14 protein-coding genes and 1 pseudogene are annotated in these 18,470 nt (G+C 30.5%); 5 read left to right on the forward strand and 10 right to left on the reverse strand.

The features are described 5' to 3' along the window. Nucleotides 1–52: 52 nt before the first annotated feature. From gyrA to lepA, 4 genes are all read right to left on the reverse strand, one after another. Entirely contained in the window at nucleotides 53–2,641 is a 2,589-nt protein-coding gene (gyrA, locus tag FBE87_RS05020; protein WP_100621021.1) for a DNA topoisomerase (ATP-hydrolyzing) subunit A, read from the reverse strand. 40 nt (nucleotides 2,642–2,681) lie between these two features. Then, nucleotides 2,682–3,257: a ComF family protein gene (locus FBE87_RS05025; RefSeq protein WP_002853564.1), complete on the reverse strand. Its 576-nt coding sequence runs from the start codon at nucleotides 3,255–3,257 to the stop codon at nucleotides 2,682–2,684. Then, entirely contained in the window at nucleotides 3,254–3,898 is a 645-nt protein-coding gene (gene mapA / locus FBE87_RS05030) for an outer membrane lipoprotein MapA (protein WP_002852941.1), read from the reverse strand. The genes FBE87_RS05025 and mapA overlap by 4 nt, the downstream gene beginning before the upstream one ends. 76 nt (nucleotides 3,899–3,974) lie before the next feature. Next, the gene (lepA, locus tag FBE87_RS05035; protein WP_002868661.1) at nucleotides 3,975–5,771 is read right to left on the reverse strand and encodes a translation elongation factor 4; all 1,797 of its coding nucleotides are present in this window, start codon (nucleotides 5,769–5,771) and stop codon (nucleotides 3,975–3,977) included. A gap of 126 nt (nucleotides 5,772–5,897) precedes the next feature. On the opposite strand from lepA, the gene cmeD reads away from it, so the two are divergent. Genes cmeD through cmeF form a run of 3 tightly spaced genes read left to right on the forward strand, consistent with a single transcriptional unit; the run spans nucleotide 5,898 to nucleotide 10,929 of the window. Next, nucleotides 5,898–7,172 carry a multidrug efflux RND transporter outer membrane subunit CmeD gene (gene cmeD, locus FBE87_RS05040; protein ID WP_002868660.1) on the forward strand — a complete coding sequence of 425 codons (1,275 nt, stop codon included), beginning with the start codon at nucleotides 5,898–5,900 and terminating at the stop codon, nucleotides 7,170–7,172. Next, the gene (cmeE, locus tag FBE87_RS05045; protein ID WP_002797145.1) at nucleotides 7,169–7,909 is read left to right on the forward strand and encodes a multidrug efflux RND transporter periplasmic adaptor subunit CmeE; all 741 of its coding nucleotides are present in this window, start codon (nucleotides 7,169–7,171) and stop codon (nucleotides 7,907–7,909) included. The genes cmeD and cmeE overlap by 4 nt, the downstream gene beginning before the upstream one ends. Before the next feature lie 2 nt (nucleotides 7,910–7,911). Further along, nucleotides 7,912–10,929, forward strand: coding sequence for a multidrug efflux RND transporter permease subunit CmeF (gene cmeF, locus FBE87_RS05050; RefSeq protein WP_002860169.1), 3,018 nt, complete (start codon nucleotides 7,912–7,914; stop codon nucleotides 10,927–10,929). Nucleotides 10,930–10,952: 23 nt separating this feature from the next. On the opposite strand, the gene FBE87_RS05055 is transcribed toward cmeF, so the two are convergent. The 4 genes from FBE87_RS05055 to FBE87_RS05070 are packed head-to-tail and all read right to left on the reverse strand — an operon-like array spanning nucleotide 10,953 to nucleotide 14,179. After that, nucleotides 10,953–11,759 (reverse strand): adenylosuccinate lyase, encoded by an 807-nt coding sequence (locus FBE87_RS05055; RefSeq protein ID WP_002852998.1) that lies wholly within the window; start codon nucleotides 11,757–11,759, stop codon nucleotides 10,953–10,955. Then, nucleotides 11,760–12,479, reverse strand: a complete 720-nt coding sequence (locus tag FBE87_RS05060; protein WP_002853863.1) for an arginyltransferase — start codon at nucleotides 12,477–12,479, stop codon at nucleotides 11,760–11,762. It lies immediately after the preceding gene. Continuing rightward, the gene (locus FBE87_RS05065; RefSeq protein ID WP_002853000.1) at nucleotides 12,479–12,730 is read right to left on the reverse strand and encodes a hypothetical protein; all 252 of its coding nucleotides are present in this window, start codon (nucleotides 12,728–12,730) and stop codon (nucleotides 12,479–12,481) included. The genes FBE87_RS05060 and FBE87_RS05065 overlap by 1 nt, the downstream gene beginning before the upstream one ends. Nucleotides 12,731–12,733: 3 nt before the next feature. Continuing rightward, complete coding sequence (locus FBE87_RS05070; RefSeq protein ID WP_041160126.1) at nucleotides 12,734–14,179, reverse strand: acetyl-CoA carboxylase subunit A; 1,446 nt, start codon at nucleotides 14,177–14,179, stop codon at nucleotides 12,734–12,736. A gap of 139 nt (nucleotides 14,180–14,318) precedes the next feature. Between FBE87_RS05070 and ftsW the strand changes: the two genes are divergently transcribed. After that, the gene (gene ftsW / locus FBE87_RS05075; protein WP_002868658.1) at nucleotides 14,319–15,482 is read left to right on the forward strand and encodes a putative lipid II flippase FtsW; all 1,164 of its coding nucleotides are present in this window, start codon (nucleotides 14,319–14,321) and stop codon (nucleotides 15,480–15,482) included. Then, nucleotides 15,479–16,507 carry an undecaprenyldiphospho-muramoylpentapeptide beta-N-acetylglucosaminyltransferase gene (murG, locus tag FBE87_RS05080; RefSeq protein WP_002868657.1) on the forward strand — a complete coding sequence of 343 codons (1,029 nt, stop codon included), beginning with the start codon at nucleotides 15,479–15,481 and terminating at the stop codon, nucleotides 16,505–16,507. Before ftsW ends, murG begins: the two co-directional genes overlap by 4 nt. On the opposite strand, the pseudogene FBE87_RS05085 reads toward murG, so the two are convergent. After that, nucleotides 16,478–17,599: pseudogene (locus FBE87_RS05085) on the reverse strand (CynX/NimT family MFS transporter). The gene murG and the pseudogene FBE87_RS05085 overlap by 30 nt on opposite strands. A 7-nt stretch (nucleotides 17,600–17,606) precedes the next feature. Then, complete coding sequence (locus FBE87_RS05090; protein WP_002868655.1) at nucleotides 17,607–18,458, reverse strand: ATP-binding protein; 852 nt, start codon at nucleotides 18,456–18,458, stop codon at nucleotides 17,607–17,609. Nucleotides 18,459–18,470: the final 12 nt, after the last annotated feature.

Raw genomic sequence — 18,470 nt, forward strand, 5'->3', positions numbered from 1 at the left:
TATTGTAATTAGTAAAAAATAAAAAGCAATAAGCGTTCCAACTTTAAACTTATTACAAATCTAAACCAAAGTTTTCATCGCTTAACTCATCCTCATCATTTTCCTCTTTAGGACACTTAGCGATGCTAACCACCTCGTCATTTTCCACATTAACTACAATGACACCACTCGTATTACGCCCTGCTTTTCTAATGCTTTGCATATCAACACGTATCATCTTACCTGAACTTGTAAGAGCCATCAAATCCATAGTTTCATCTACTATAACTACGCTAATAAGATCTTTGGTTTTTTCTGTAAGTTTCATACAAATTACACCCTTACCACCTCTGCTTTGCAATCTATATTCTCCAGCATTTGTGCGTTTTCCTATACCTTTTGCACTTATGCTTAAAATTTCTTGCTCATCATTTTCTATAACAACTGCACCTACTAATTCGTCATTTTTCTCTTTAAACTTAATAGCCGTCACCCCACGACTTACACGGCCGATTTCACGCACTTTAGCAAGTGGGAATTTGATACACATACCTTTTTTGGTTACTGCAAAGAGCATTTTACCTTGTGTGCTTACACTTTCTTCATTTTCAAGATTTTCATCATCTAAATTTTCAATTTCTTGATTTTCTAAATTTTCTTCACCACCAGTGGCAAAAATTTCATCTTCATCTCTTTGAACAATAATAGCAGTTACCAACTCATCATTTTCATCCAAGTTGATCGCTCTAACTCCTACACTTCTGATATTTTGATATTCACTCAAATTTGTACGCTTTACAATACCATTTTTAGTAAAGAAACATAAAGATTTACTCTCATCAAAATCCGTGGTTGGAATAATAGCCATGATTTTTTCTTCAGCTTGTAAATTAATAAGATTTACCACTGCTTTTCCTTTAGCCGTTCTTGAGCCTTCAGGAATTTTATAAACTTTAAGCCAATAAAGCTGTCCACGATCTGTTACAAACATAAGTGTATCATGTGTATTTGCCGTAAAGAAACTTTCTATAAAATCATCATCATAAGTCGTAACGGCTAATTTTCCTTTTCCGCCTCGTTTTTGCTTTTCATATTGTTTACTAGGCACACGCTTAATATAACCACGATGCGTAATAGTTACAACCATATTTTCATTAGGAATCAAATCTTCAATATCAATATCATCATAATCATCTTCAATTTGAGTAATACGTGGCACATCAAATTTACTTCTAATTTCTTTTAATTCATCGCGAATTAAATTTTCAAGCAAGGTTTCACTTTTTAAAATTTCTTCAAGTCTTGCAATTTCTTTCATTAATTCTGCAAGTTCATTTTCGATTTTTTCTCTTTCAAGTCCTGTTAAACGACCAAGTTTCATATCTAAAATAGCATTGGCTTGAAGCTCACTAAGACCAAATTTAGCTACCAAAGAATCTCTTGCGGTATTATTATCAGAACTATTTTTAATTAAAGCAATCACTTCATCTATATTATCAAGTGCAATTTTAAGACCTTCTAAAATATGAGCTCTTGCTCTTGCCTTTTGAAGTTCAAAAATCGTTCTTCTAATAATAACTGTTTTTCTATGGGTTAAGAAAAGATTTAAAAGTTCTAACAAAGAGAAAATTTTAGGTTCTTTATTGTGAATTGCCAACATAATCACACCAAAAGTACTTTCCATAGTAGTAGATTTAAATAGATTGTTTAAAACAATTTCACTCATAGCCTCACGTTTAAGCTCTATAACAACGCGGATTCCTTCTTTATTGCTCTCATCTCTTACTTCAGATATTCCTTCAATTTGCTTTTCTTTAACAAGCTCTGCAATCTGCTCTATAAGCCTAGCTTTATTGGTTTGATAAGGAAGCTCATCTATAACAATAACATCTTTATTTGTCTTTTTTTCAATATGAGTTTTAGCGCGCACTTTCACGCGACCACGCCCTGTGCGATAAGCTTCTATAATACCTTTTTTACCATAAATTATTCCACCTGTTGGAAAATCTGGACCTTTGATAAACTGCATAATCTCTTCTAAGCTTGTATCTTTACTATCAAGCAAATATAAAAGTCCATCTATCAACTCATTTAAACTATGAGGTGGGATGTTTGTCGCCATACCTACAGCTATACCACTTGAACCATTTAATAATAAATTTGGAACCCTAGAAGGTAAGACATCAGGTTCACTTTCTGAACCATCATAATTTGGAACAAAATCGACCGTATCTTTATCTATATCTTTTAAAAGCTCATGAGAAAGTTTACTCATTTTTGCTTCAGTATAACGCATCGCAGCAGCGCTATCACCATCTATAGATCCAAAGTTGCCTTGTCCTGTAATACTTGGATATCTCATAGAAAAATCTTGAGCCATTCTAACCAAAGCATCATAAACTGCTATATCTCCATGTGGATGATAACGACCTATAACAGCACCCACTATACGGGCTGATTTGACAAAATCTGTTCTACTTTTTGCCTCATCATTTTGCATAGCATATAAAATTCTTCTATGAACAGGCTTTAAACCATCTCTTGCGTCAGGCAAAGCACGACCTATAATAACACTCATAGAATAGTCTAAGTAACTACCTTTTATAGAATTTTCTATATCTACAAGTTCAATATCAGAATCTTTGCTAAAAATATTCTCCATAAAAATCCTTCTATTAGTTCAAAGTTTTGATTATAGCATATTAAACTTTTGCATCAGCTAAAACAAGAGCAAAAAGTACAGAAATTTTATTTTCTTCTAAAACTTTTTTAGCTTCCAAAAGGCTAGAACCAGTCGTTACAATATCATCTACTAAAATTACAGGTTCGTGAATGGTTTTTAAGAGTTTGTAATTTCTTTTATGTTTTTGACGAAATTCTAAACTTTTTCCAGAATATTTAATATGATTTTGTGCTTTTAAAACATTAAAAACAGGTTTTACAAATTTTGTTTTAAGATATCTAGCTAAAATAGCAGAATGCGAATAAAGCATATCTTCAACCTTATCATCTAAAGCTATAACATTAATTGTCATTCTAGGATCAAAAAAATCTTTAAATTTTGCAAAACTTAATTTAGCAAGCATTTTATAAACAAAATAACCATAAAAATAATGTTTAGAGTGAAGCAAGTGTTGTATTTCATGGTATTTATAAAAAGAATAGACTTTGAAATTATTATCAAGCTTTCTTACATTTAAGGAAAATTCAGAAAGCTCTAGCTCGCATAATTCACAAAAGCAAAGCAGAGCAAAAGCTCCGCAATTTATACACCTCAAAGTTCAGAGATTAAACTAGCTGCTTTATTTGCCATTTGTTTTATTAACAAATGAGTATAAAAAGTTGTTTCTTTTAAATCATCAAAACCTTGTACATCTTGCTTGGTACGGATTGTAAATTTCTTATTTTTATTTATATCACTAACTTGTAAAACTCCTACTAGTTTTGAATGTAATCCTATAGCATCTTGAGTTGCTCCATAAGATATAAATTCTAAATCAATCTTACTCACATAAGGTGAATTTTGATCGTTATTGTCAAGCACAACTATTCCTCTAGCTTCAAGTTCTTGTTTTAAATAAGTATAAAATACCGCATTAAAATTCACATCAACAAATAACTTTTTCCCTTTAGCATTTAAAACCTTTTGCCCTTCTTTTAAATCATAAAATCTATGTAAATAAACCTTTTTCAAAGCAATACCAGTGTCTAAAGTGCGTTTATTGGCACAACATTGAATTCCAACATCGCTAATGTATAAAAGCCCTTTAATCTTTGCTTCAAAACCACCAGGACTTTCACAAGAACTGCATTGAGAATTTTTAGAAATTTGATTAACTTGAGCAAAAGTATCTTGTTTAGTTGCACAAGCACTCAAAAATAAAATAGGCACTATAAAAATCAAAAATTTTTTAAACATTTTTTCTCCTTAGAAAATTATTTTAAAATTGTATTAAAAATACAAGCAAATTTCAAGCCAAGTTTTAAATTTATCATCAATCTATCTTTAAAACACTCAAAAAAGCCTCTTGAGGTAAATTTACCTTACCTATAGCTTTCATTCTTTTTTTACCTTCTTTTTGCTTTTCTAAAAGCTTTCTTTTTCTAGTAATATCCCCACCATAACATTTTGCTGTCACATTTTTACCCATGGATTTAACAGTTTCTCTTGCGATGATTTTATTTCCAATACTTGCTTGAATGGCCACTTCAAAAAGCTGTCTAGGAACTATTTCTTTCATAGCACTAACAAGTTCTCTTCCTTTACTTTGCGCTTTTTCATTAGGCACGATAATGCTTAGCGCATCAACATTTTCACCCGCTACCTTAATATCAAGTTTTACCAAATCCCCTACTCTAAATTCTATAGGCTCATAATCAAAACTCGCATAACCTTTTGTTAAGGACTTTAATTTATCATAAAAATCCATCACAATCTCATTTAAAGGCACATCATATTCTAGCAAAACACGCTCAGGTGTGATATAGTCCATTTTAACCTGTACTCCTCTTTTGCGATTTAAAAGAGTGATTAAATTCCCTAAAAATTCACTTGGAGTAATGATAGTAGCTTTAACATAAGGCTCTTTTATATGATCGATTTTATTAACAGGAGGAAGCTCACTAGGATTTTGAATTTTAATAAACTCTCCATCGGTTTGATAAATTTCATAAGTCACAGTTGGAGCTGTAGCAATCAAATCAAGATTAAATTCTCTCTCAAGCCTTTCTTTGATAACTTCCATATGTAAAAGCCCTAAAAATCCTACCCTAAAACCAAAGCCTAAGGCCAAAGAAGTTTCAGGCTCATAAGTAATAGAACTATCATTAAGCTTTAATTTATCCAAAGCATCTCTTAAATCTTCAAATTTATCCGTTTCTATAGGATAAAGTCCCGCAAATACAAAAGCTTTAGCCTTTTCAAAACCACCTATGGCTTCTTTAGCTTTGTTTTTTACCAAAGTGATGGTATCGCCTACTTGTACATCACCTACGGTTTTAAGCCCTAAAACCACCACACCTACTTCGCCTGATTGTAAAGATTGAGTTTTAATTGGACTTAAAGGGTGGGGATAAAAAAGATCTTGAACTATATGTTTTTTATCCGTACTCATGACTAAAACTTCATCGTTTTTAGCAATACTTCCTTCATAAATCCTAACCAAAGCCAAAGCACCCAAATAATTATCAAACCAAGAATCATAAATTAAAGCCTTAGTAGGAGCTTCATCATCTGTTTTTGGTGCAGGGATTTTAGTAATAATTGTTTCTATAAGCTCTTTTATACCCACTCCTGTTTTTGCACTCACACAAATTGCATCTTTGCAATCTATACCTATAATATGCTCGATTTCATGCTTTACTTTCTCAACATCAGCATTAGGTAAATCGATTTTATTAATCACAGGAATGATTTCAAGATTATTTTCAAGCGCTATATAAACATTAGCTATAGTCTGTGCTTCAACACCTTGAGAAGCATCTACTACAAGCAAAGCTCCTTCACAACTTGCCAAAGAACGACTCACTTCATAAGAAAAATCCACATGGCCAGGAGTATCAATAAGATTTAAAACAAAATTTTCATTATTAAATTTATAATTTAAACGCACTGATTGTGCTTTTATGGTGATACCACGCTCTTTTTCTATATCCATAGTATCCATAACTTGTGAACTCATCTGCCTATCGCTAATAGCACCACACTCACTAATAATCCTATCTGCAAGAGTAGATTTTCCATGATCTATATGAGCTATAATAGAAAAATTTCTAATATTTTTTACCGACAAAATTTCATCCTAAATATAAAATTTTAAAGCTAGGATTTTAACAAAATTTATGTTTAAAACAAATAAATTTTATTTTATATAAAAAACTTCAATTGAAATTTATATAAAACATATTAAAATATCAAAATGTTTGAAAAATATTTAAAATCAGCTATATTTTTAGCTCTTTATCCCTTAGCAATGTTAGCTTCTAATTTGCACGAATTTATAGCACTAAGTCAAAATAATGAATCCTATCTCATTAAGCAAATGCAAAGCGAACAAGCAAATTTAGACAAAGAACAAGCTTTTAGAAATTACCTACCCTCTCTTAGTCTAAACTCAGCTTATGTAGCCAACAATAAAGATCGCTTCATTATCGATCCACAAGAAAGTTTATTTGCTAAAGTTTCTCTTAATTTTTTGCTTTTTGATGGGGGTGCTAGAGAGGCTAATTTAAGAGCTTTAGAAAGCAGAGAAAAATTAAGCCTTTTAGACAAAGAACAAAATAAAAATTACCTTGCCCTAAATGCAATCACACTTTATTTTAACACCTTAAGTCTTGAAAAAATTTTACTAGCCAATCAACAAAAAGTATCTTTTTTAAAATCAACTTTTGAAAGATTGCAAAAATTTTACGACGCAGGACTTAGCCCTAAAGATGAACTTGAAAGCATTAAGGCTAAATACCATTTAAGCTTATTAGAGCTCAGTCAAAATGAATTAAAACTTGCCAATATACAAAAAGAGATTAAAATTTTAAGCAATACAGATTTTAAAGTGCAAGGGAATGCTTTTTTAGAAAATCCGCAACAAGAAAAAAGTCAAAACTATGAAGTAATGATAGCTAAAGAACAAATCAATCTTGCTAAAGAAAGTGTAAATTTAGCAAAAGCTGAATATTTTCCAAAATTTTATATTCAAGATAATTTTAACTTTTATAAAAACAATTATAATCCAAAAGTTCCAGCTCCTTTTGCAAATTTAGCGGATCAATTCTTAGAAAAATATTCTCAAGGTAATCAATTTATTTTAGGTATGGAATGGAAAATTTTTGATTTCAATGCAAGGGCTAAAGAAGTTGAAAAAGAGCGTTTAAATGTTCAAATAGCCAATGCAAATGCAAGATTTAGCGAGAGAAAAAATAAAGAAGAATTAAATTATTTAGACAAAAGTTTAAAAGTTTTACAAGAACAAATTTTAGCTCTTAATCTTAGCTTAAATGCTGCAAATTTAGCTTTTGAAAGTGTAGATAAAAAATACCAAGCAGGACTTGTTTCTTATGTAGAATATCTTCAAGCTTTAGAGGCTAAATTTAAAGCACAAAGCGATTTAGAGCTTGCTAAAAATGAATTTGAAATTACTAAAGCAAATTATTATTTTAATGCGGGTATAGATCTTAATTCAAAGGTTAAAGAATGAAAAAAATTCTATTTTTACTTCTTGTTTTTAATTGCGCCTTTGGCGAAGAAATTTACGCAAGTTTCAATGTAGAAGCATCAAAACAAAGCAAACTTGCCCTTGAAAGCATAGGTTTGGTTCAAAAAATTCCTGTAGAAATTGGACAAAAAGTCAGCAAAGGAGAACTTTTACTTGCTCTTGATCAAGAAAGTGAAAAAATAGCTCTTCAAAATGCTCAAAATTCTTATCAACTTGCCCTTGTAGAATACGAAAATACCAAAAGTAGGATGCAAAAAATCAAAGCTGTAGAAAATGTTATAGACAAACAAAGCTATGAAGATATGAAAGCTAAGTTTGATGCTGCTAATTTAAATTTAAACAAAGCAAAAATCAATATAGCTTATTATAAAAATATCATGGCAAAAAAAGAATTACGCGCACCTTATGATGCTATTATCGCAAACAAATTTATACAAGTGGGCGAAGGAGTAGGAGGAGTAGCTCAACCTTTAATAGAAATTTTTTCCTATCCACAAAGCAAACTGATTTTAAGTTTTGATGAAAAATATAAAGATAAAGTTAGATTAGGCGATGATTTCTTTTATAAAATCGATCAAAATGGCACAGAATTGAAAGGAAAAATCAGCCTTATTTATCCAAGTATAGAAGTAAAAACAAGAAAAATTTATGCTGAAGTGCAAACCACAAATCTAACACCAGGGCTTTTTGGTGAAGGTAGAATCATCACTAAAGATTAAAAATGTTTAAACTAGCTATAAACCGACCTATTACCGTGCTAATGTTTTTCTTAGCTCTTATGATTTTTGGGCTAATCTCTGCTTTTAGCATGAGTGTAAATTTATTTCCTAATGTTTCCATACCTCTTATAAAAATCACAAGCAAGATAAATGGGGATTTAAATTTCGTAGAATCAAAAGTCACTAAAGAAATAGAAAATGCTTTAAGTGAAATCGATGGAGTAAAGACCATAACCTCAGCTGCATATGATAATTTTAGTGTAAGTGTAGTCGAGTTTAAACTGGGTAAAAATCTTGAAGTAGCTGCCAATGATGTGCGTGATAAAATAGGAACTTTAAGCCTACCTTCTAAGCCTGAAATTGAAAAAATCAGTTCAGATTCTGGTTCTGCTATTTCACTTTTTCTATATTCTAAAGATAAATTACAACTCATGCGTGAAATCAATGACAAAATAAAACCTTTTTTGCAAAGAGTTGAAGGAGTAGGTAAAATCGAAGCTAAGGGGTTTTTAGAACCCCAAATTCGCATAGAATTAAAACCAAACGAACTTAGAAAATACAATCTTAACGCCCTTGATGTAGCAAATATCATCAAAAGTCAAAATTTTAAACAAGCCCTAGGCGAACTTAACAACAATCAAGATAACTATATCATCAAAGGCTATTTTGAAGCCACAAATTTAGAAGAACTTAGCAATCTTCGCATAAAAACAGGAGTATTTTTAAGTGATATTGCTAATATTTCAAGTCTTTATGAAGATGAAAAACAAAGTGCTTTATACGAAGGTAAAGAAGGGGTGCTTTTAGAACTCGGAAAAATCACAAATTATAACACCCTTGAAATGATTAAAAATGTCAAAAATGCCTTGCCTATTTTAGAAAAACAAATTCCAAAAGATATAAGCATTAATATGCTTTATGATAAAAGCTTAAATATCCACAAGCACCTTTCTCAAGTGATTTTTGATATGGTTTTGGGGATTTTTCTAACCCTTGTTATCGTGTTTTTATTTTTAAGAAATTTAAGTGCAACTCTCATTGCTTGCATAGCTATACCTACTTCTATCATTTCAACTTTTTTTATTATCGATCTTTTAGGCTATGATTTAAACCGCTTAACTTTTATAGCTTTAACCTTAAGCATAGGAATTTTTATCGATGATGCTATAGTAGTGATTGAAAATATTGCTAAAAAACTAAAAACTTATCCGCCTTTACAAGCTGCTTTTTTAGGTATCAATGAAATAGGTTTTAGCGTTTTAAGCATAAGTATAGTTTTACTTTGTGTTTTTATCCCTATTTCTTATATGAACTCTATATCAGGGCTTTTTTTCAATGCCTTAGGCATAAGCGTTGCAAGTGGGATAGTTATAAGCTTTTTGGTTTCTGTATTTTTAATACCTAGTATTGGGGCAAGATTTTTAAATCCAAAAGAAAACAAGTTTTATGAAAAAACAGAAGCTTTTTTTGAAAAAATAGAGCAAAAGTATGAAAATTTACTCTATAAAATTTTACAAAATAAAGTAAAATTTATCCTAGCCACTCTTGTTTTTATAGGGCTTTCTTTTGCTTTAGCCACTCGCATAGGGCTTGATTTTTTACCTATGGAAGATGATAGTGAAATTCAAGTTTTGCTTGAAAGCAAAAAGGATTTAAGTTTAGAAGCCATGAAAGAAAAAAGTTTAAATTTGCTTGAAAAAATCAAAAATGATAGCAATGTCAAATACGCTTTTTTACTTGTAGGCTATGATGATGCCAAAGATGCTACAAAGGCTAAAATTTATGTTAAACTTAAAAATTTAGACGAAAGAAATTTAAGACAAAGTGCCATAGTAAGTTTATATCGTCAAAAATTTCAAGATGAAAGTTTAAAAATCAAAATTTTAGAACTTCCAAAGATAGAGGGTGCAGGCATTGATGATCCCGTGCAATTTTTAATCTTAGGAGATGATTTAAACACTCTAAAAGAAGCTGCTTCTCAGGCAAAAGAAATTTTAGGCACTAATGCGCGCATTGTAGATATAAGTGATAATGCTAATGCTACAAAAGATGAAGTAGCCTTACACATCAACAAAGAAAAAGCCAAACTTTTAGATGTCAATCCTCAATATATCGCTGGGGTTTTAGGGTATTCTTTCTCGCAACTTAGCGTAGGAAGCATGGATAGAGGCAATTCAAAAGATGATATTATCCTAAGTTTTGCTCCAGAATTTAAAAAAAACATAGAAGCTTTAAAGCGCATTAGCATTAAAAACAACCAAGGTATAAATTTAGAACTTTCAAGCGTGGTGGATTTTATATACAGTAAAGATTTAAAAACTATCAATCGTTACAATAAAAACCGCTCTGTGAAAATCACAGCTGGAGTGAATGATCTTTCCTTAGGAGCGGTGCAAAAACTTTTACTAGATAATATGGATAAAATTTTAAATAACAATCCAAGTCTTAGCTATGCTTTTTCAGGCTTTATCAATCTTTTAGGTGAAACCGTGCAAGGTTTTGCTATGGCAGTAGCACTTGCTTTTGTTTTAATTTATCTTGTTTTAGCCGCACTTTATGAAAGTTTTATTCTGCCTTTAATCATCATGATAACCATGCCTTTAGCCTTTGGCGGAGCTTCTATAGGGCTTTTTATCACAGGGCATAATTTTTCACTTTTTGTACTTATTGCCATCATCTTACTTTTTGGTATGGTGGGGAAAAATGCTATTTTACTCGTAGATGTAGCTAATAAAAAATGCCATGAAGGTTTAGATCCCGATAAAGCTCTTTTAATCGCTGGAAAATCACGCTTAAGGGCTATATTGATGACAACTTTTGCTATGATTTTTGCTATGCTCCCACTTGCTCTTTCAAGGGGTGCGGGCTATGAAGCTAATTCTCCTATGGCAATAGCCATTATCTTTGGACTTATAAGTTCGACTTTGCTTACCTTACTCGTAGTACCTGCACTTTTTAAATTTTGTTTTAAACTAGATAGCAAATTAAGAAAAATTTATGAGAGAGAAAAATTAAATTAACCAAAATGATTAATTTAATTTTTTTAAGTATTATTCTTATAAAGTGCTTTTAAGTTATCATAGGCGATTTGTATTTTTTCAAACTGTTCTCTTGCGTAAGCTTTTTCTATTGCACTTTTTCCTTGATGAAAATCAGGATGATAAAGTTTTACCAAAATCAAATATTTTTGCCTGATTTCACTAAGATCATTTTGCGGAGTGCATTCTAAAGTATTAAAATAATTACTAAAAAGCTTAGCTAAAGCATTAAATTTCCATTTCATATTTTCTTTATTGTGAATATTTTGGCGAAATTTTTTATACTCTTCGCGGTCAACTTCAAAATTCACGCAATATTTTAAATGCTCGCTCTCATCTGCAAAAGCTTCAAAAAGTTCAAGGGTATTCTCGTTTTTATATTCTAAAATTAGAATATTTGTCATTTCATTATATTCTATATTATGATCTTGAAAATAATTTCTTATATAAGTAATAAATAATTTTTCATTAGAGCTTAACTTCATCAAAATTCTACCCGCAACAAAATCAATCTTGATAAACAACATAGGCTTAAGCATATTATTTTGCTCAAAAATTAATCTAAAAGTTTTAAAATGAGCATCTTGTAAATTCTCTATACCTTCATTTGTGCTTTTACGATATTTTTGATCTAAAACTTTTAAGAAATAACGGCGCTGTGGAATTTCATTTTCTTCAAAAAAAGAAAAAATTTTATTTTTTCGTCCTATGACCTTTGTGAAATTTTTGGTAATCAAGTCTTTAAAATACTGAAATACGCTAATATCATCTGTATTAACATTGATAGTTTCTAAAGTTTGCACGATTTGCATCTATTTCTCCCATAAAACCTCATTTTCAAAAAGCTCTTTAGTGCCTTTTAAAATTTCATTGGGTGTATAATCGGCTTTATAAGATAAAGATTGACACTTTTTTACAAAATACCCAAGATAAATATAATCTAAGTTCATTTTTTTAGCTATTTGTATTTCATTGAGCAAAGAAAATTTACCCAAAGAAAAATACGAAAAATCAGGATCATAAAAACAATAAATGCTTGAAATTCCATCCTCTAAAATATCAATCAAATCAACACAAACGAGCTTATCTTCTATATAAAATGCAAGCTCATATCCAAAATTCATAAAACCATCGACATAAAGATTATAATACTGTTTAAAGCTTAAATCATAACGCTTCCAGTTCTTTTTTTCTTCCATAAAACGATGGTATTTATCATATAAAAACAAATGTTCATTGCTTAAATTGGGTGTTCTAAGTATAACTTTGGTGTTAATATTTTTATTTACAACCCTTCTTTCACTTCTTGAAAAATTATATTCATTAACTAAAATTCTAAGACTTAAACATTCATCACAATCTTTACAAATAGGGCGTGAAAAATACCTACCAAAACGACGCCAACCTCGTTTTATTAGCTCATTATTGATTTCTTTAGGGCAATTTTCAATGTATTTATACTCTATTCTTGAACGTTTATCCTTTAAGTAAGGACACTGATCTTCAAGAGTACAAAAACCAATCTCAAGCATTAAATTTTCTTAATATCTGTATTTTTGATAAATTCGGAAAATTCATCCTGTAGTTTTTCTTGCTTTAAGAAAATTTCTTGCATTTCCTTATCTATGTTTGTTTCTTGATTTTTTTCGCGAATATCTTTAGCTAGTTTTTCTAAATTTTTTACACTTGCACCACTCTTGCTTGATTTCTTCGCTAATTTTGAAGTATTGGTGTTAGCTTGCATTTCTTTTTTAATACTTTTAAGACTGTCTAAAAAATCCATCTATTATTCCCTACTTTCTCGTATTTTTTTAAGCGTAGCAGCTATTGCAGCTATAACTTCTTCTTTATTTTCTTGATGACGATCTTCTGTTTTTTCTAATAATTCTTGCATATGTGTTTCTATGAAAGAGGTGTCTAAATACCCCCTTCTAAATTCTCTTGTTTTTGTAATGGCAATTAAAAATGGTATTGTTGTTCTAATATCATCAATCACAAATTCCTTCAAAGCACGCTCAAGTTTATTAACCGCTAAATCATAACTTGTTGCTTTAATAATAAGCTTTGCAAGCATGGAATCATAATAAGGCGGCACAGTATAGTCTTTATAAATATGACTATCAACCCTAACAGATGGTCCAAGAGCTGGGTAGTATTCTCCTATTTTTCCAGGACTTGGAATAAAATTTTTCCATACATTTTCAGCAGTAATTCTAGCTTCAATAGCAAAACCCCTAGGTTTAATATCGCTTTGTTCTAAGTCCAAAATTTCTCCTGCCGCAATACGAATTTGTCTTACAATAAGATCAATACCTGTAATTTCTTCAGTAATTGGATGCTCAACTTGAATTCTTGTATTCATTTCCATAAAATAAAAGCGATTATAATCATCAAGCAAAAACTCTATAGTTCCAGCATTTGTATAACCTACAGCCTTAGCAGCTGCCACAGCTGTAACACCCATGGTTTTTCTAAGATTATCTGAAATTCCAGGGCAAGGTGCTATCTCAATTACCTTTTGATGTCTTCTTTGAATAGAACAATCCCTTTCACAAAGATGGATAATATTTCCGTAGTTATCTCCTAAAATTTGAAATTCTATATGTCTGGGATTAACTACATATTTTTCCATAAATACTTCATCATTATTAAAGTATGTTAAAGCTTCTCTTTTGCAAGATTCAAAGGCATTTTCAAGATCTTGTTCTTTATGAACAACGCGAATTCCGCGTCCACCTCCACCACCTGAAGCTTTTAAAATAACAGGATAACCAATCTTCTCAGCAAAAATTTTAATTTCTTCCATGCTATAGGAATTTAATTTTTCAGTCCCTGGAACAATAGGTATGCCATTTTTAGCCATTAACTTACGAGCGATATTTTTATTTCCCATCTTATGGATTACTTCAGATTTTGGACCTATAAAAATAATTCCAGCATCTTCACAAGCCTTAGCAAATTCGTAATTCTCACTTAAAAATCCATAACCAGGATGGATCGCATCAGCACCACAAGCCTTAGCAATCTCGACAATACGAGCAACATCTAAATATCCTCTTATAGCATCCGTTCCTATGCGATAAGCCTCATCTGCGATTTTTACATGCAAACATTCACAATCAGGCTCTGTAAAAACTGCAACACTTTTAATATGTAAATCTCTACAAGCACGGATTACTCTAACAGCTATTTCAGCTCTATTTGCTATGAGAATTTTATGGATTTGATTCATAATTTGCCTTTTTTGTTATATTTTTATTGTTAATTTTAGCAAATTTTCCTTACAAAAACTTAGCAAAAAATTTAATTTATTTTAGTTATAATAAAACTTTTTAAAATTTTAATTCCAATAAAGAAAAGTTATAATTATAATGGTTGCTGATAAAAGATTATTTTATTTAAGTTGTATTTTAATCACCATAGGAATAGTATTTTCATACTCTCTTACAGCTTTTACTGTTCTTTTTCTTGACTATAGCGAGTTTCATTTTTTTATTCGTCAGCTTTTTTTTGGAATTAGTGGCATACTTATAATGTTTTTTATTTCTCGATTGGATCCTGATAAAGCACTTTCTAAAAAAATTATTTTAGCTATTTTGATTATTTCTTTTATCTTTATCATCATTTTGCCATTTTTACCTTCTGCATTAGCAACAGCTAGCGGAGGAGCTAAACGCTGGATACGCTTAGGCCCACTCTCTATCTCTCCTGTGGAATTTTTTAAAATAGGATTGATTTATTTTTTAGCATGGAGCTATACAAGGCGTATTGATGATAGTAAAAAAGCTATCAGACACGAGGCTTTAATTCTTCTGCCTTATTGTATCTTAGCTTCTATAGTTATAGGATATATTTATATCACTCAAAACGATTTAGGACAAAGTGTAATTTCTTTCTTTTTGATTCTAGCTTTAGCTTTTTTTGCAGGAGCTAGTAAAAGACTTTTTGCTTTTGGAACTTTAATCATTATGATGATAGGTATAATGGTAATTTTTAGTAACCAAAGAAGAATTCAAAGAATCGCTTCTTGGTGGGGGAATATACAAGATGCTTTTTTACCTATGCTTCCTGATTGGCTGGCAAATGCTTTAAGAGTAAGTAACAACAGCGAGCCTTATCAAATTTCACACTCTTTAAATGCTATAGCCCATGGAGGAATGTTTGGCGAAGGCCTAGGACTTGGAACTTTTAAATTAGGCTTTTTAAGTGAAGTGCATACTGACTTTGTTCTTTCAGGAATTACTGAAGAAATAGGACTTTTAGGTCTTGGGGTTATTTGCTATATTTATCTTTGGATGATTTTAAGAATTTTTAGAATTGCAGGAAGATGTGAAGCTAAACAAGATTTTATTTTTTGTTCAGGCATAGCCTTACTTTTACTTTTTTCTTTCTTTATGAATGCTTTTGGTATTATTTCTCTTACTCCACTAAAAGGTGTAGCGGTTCCACTTTTAAGCTATGGAGGAAGTTCAATGTGGGCAATTTGCATAGGCATAGGATATGTATTAATGATTTCAAAAAAGGTTAAATTATGACAATAGCTTTAACAGGTGGTGGAACTGGAGGACATTTGACCATAGTGCGTTGCTTATTAGAAAGTGCGATTAAAAAAAATATAGAATGTGTATACATAGGCAGTCAAAATGGTCAAGATAAAGCTTGGTTTGAAAATGAAGTACGCTTTAAGGAAAAATTTTTTTTAAGCTCTAAAGGAGTGGTTAATCAAAGCAAATTTGACAAAATCAGTTCTTTACTCCACACCTTAAAACTCTCCAAAGATTGTAGAGAAATTTTTAAAAAATACCACATCCAAGCCGTTTTTAGTGTAGGTGGATACAGTGCAGCTCCTGCATCTTTTGCGGCTTTATTCTCACATTTGCCTCTTTTTATACATGAACAAAATTCAAAAAGCGGCTCTTTAAATATGCTTTTAAAACCTTTCGCTACAAAATTTTTTAGCGCCTTTGAAAAAGAAATTAGCCCTTATCCTGTAGCAGATAAATTTTTTGATAATGCTAGGATTCGCAAAGAATTAAAAAATATTATTTTCTTAGGAGGATCACAAGGAGCTCAATTTATCAACGAACTAGCTTTAAATTTAGCACCAAAACTTCAAGAACAAAATATCAAAATCATCCATCAATGTGGAAAAAATGATTTTGAAAAGTGCAAAAAACATTATCAAAGCTTAAATATCCAAGCTGATATTTTTGATTTTAGTTTAAATTTGGAAGAAAAAATGAAAAATGCAGATCTAGCTATATCAAGAGCAGGTGCAAGTACTCTTTTTGAACTTTGTGCTAATACTTTGCCCACTATTTTTATACCTTATCCTTATGCAGCTAAAAATCATCAATACTTTAATGCTAAATTTTTACAAGATCAAGCTTTATGTCAAATTTTTATGCAAAACTCTATTAATCTTGATGAATTTTTTAAGTCAATATTAAAACTAAATCTAGAAAATATTTCTACAAGATTGCAAAATATAACCCAAAAAAATGGCGCAGATATGCTAATCCAAAAAGCTTTATTTGATAATTTGACTTTTATAAGATAAATATCCAAAGATATTTACTAAAATTCCAACAAAAACTAACATCAAAATAGCAAATGAAAAATTTTCAAATTTGTCATGCAAACAACCTATAATCCATTGTCCTTGTGCTACAATTAAATATCCAAAACCCTGAGCTAAAGCAGAAAGTCTCGCTGCTATTTGAGCATTAGAGCTTTTTTGTGCAATAAAAGAAAACCCATGATCAAAGCACTGATAATAATAGAAATTTTACTATCAAAATTAAAGAGCATACCAAAAGCGATCACATACATACTGCACAAACCTGCTATGTAAAAAGTATGTAAATTTTGTCTTAATTTTCCTAAAAGTAAAGGGCCAAAAAGAGACACTGGAGCTGCAACAAGTTGAGCAAATAAAACCATACTTGTAGAAAATTCTTTATCAAATCCTTTTTCTACAACAATTTGAACATACCAAAAAAACAAAGAATAAGCTAAAAACTTTGAAATCCCATAAAAAGAGTAATTTTCCAAGTTGTTAAATTTATAAAAAGATTGATTTTTTTATGAGCTTTTTTCTTAATACGAAAAAATCTACCATTTTTAGCTTGAGGATAGTAAACTACTAAAGCTACAAAAGAAAAAATAGCCCAGAAAAACATAGCTCCAGCTAAATCAAATACACTAAGCAAAGGTATAGCTAAAGCAATACCCATAATCGAAGAAATACTCAAAACAAGACTATAAATTCCCATTATACTTGCCATTTTTTTGGAAATTTTTCTTTAATAAAACTAGGAAGTAAAACATTTGCAATTGCTATACCACAGCCCATTGCTAACATTCCTAAAAATAAGCCATATACACCAAAATAAGAACGAATAATTTCGCCTAAAAAAAATTAAAAAATTCCAAAAACAATAGCACGAATAGGAGAAAAATATCCCACAATAAAAGAAATACTTCCAAAAGCTATCAAAGGAAGACTTGTAAGTATGCCCGCTACGGTTGAGTTTAAATAATACTTATCTTTAATAATATCAATAATAGGCCCCACTGCAGTAATTGGGGCTCTAAGATTAAAAGCTACAATAATAACATTAATCCAAAATATCTTTTTAAAAGAAGCCATAAAAGCCTTATTTGTTAAGTTCTACTTTGAATATTTTACCTTCTACCATCTTAGGAATCCATAAAATATTACCTTCAATAAATATATCTGCAGGACCTTTCATCAAAGGAAGTTCAAGTTTTACAGATTTAACATTATCTAAATTATAAATATATCCATTTAGATTATTTCCCCAAGAACTTACCAATAAACCATCTTTATAAGGAACTATTCCATCATAAGATTCTTTTTCATTTTTAATTATACTGAGTTCTTTTGTATTTAAATCATAAGCCATTACAACACCGCCACTTACACCATCAGGATGATAACCAGCTATAAAAAGCTTATGTTTTTTTCTATCTAGATATAACCCATTTGGACCGCCAAATTTTGCTAAATCAAGTTTTAATAATTCATCATATTGCTTAGTTTTTAAATCAACCTTTAAAATAAGCCCTGTGCCAGTATCGCTAACCAAAAGCGTATTGTCGTCTAATTTTTCTATGTCATTTAAAAAGATTGCACCTTTAACAGGTAAATTAAAAATTTCTTTTTTAGTTTTAAGATCAAAACCGCGTAAAACATCGATATCTACCACATAAAGAGTTTTTCCAATCTCCATCATGCCTTTTGGTGCATTAAGATGGGTTAAAAATTTATATTCTAGCACTTTGCCATTTTTATCAAGCTTAGAAATAAATCCATCATTATCTTTCGCCAAAGGTTCAAGTTTTTCTCCCACATTAGATACATAAACATAGTTTTTATTTACAAAAATACTTTCAGGGCTTTTAAAACCATCAAATTCTTGATATTTTAATTCACTTGCACCAAGCAAACTTCCAAGAAGCGCTAAACTTAAAACATATTTTTTCATATTTTCTCCTTT

It is taken from the genome of Campylobacter sp. CFSAN093246 (assembly GCF_012889415.1).
GTDB lineage: Bacteria > Campylobacterota > Campylobacteria > Campylobacterales > Campylobacteraceae > Campylobacter_D > Campylobacter_D jejuni.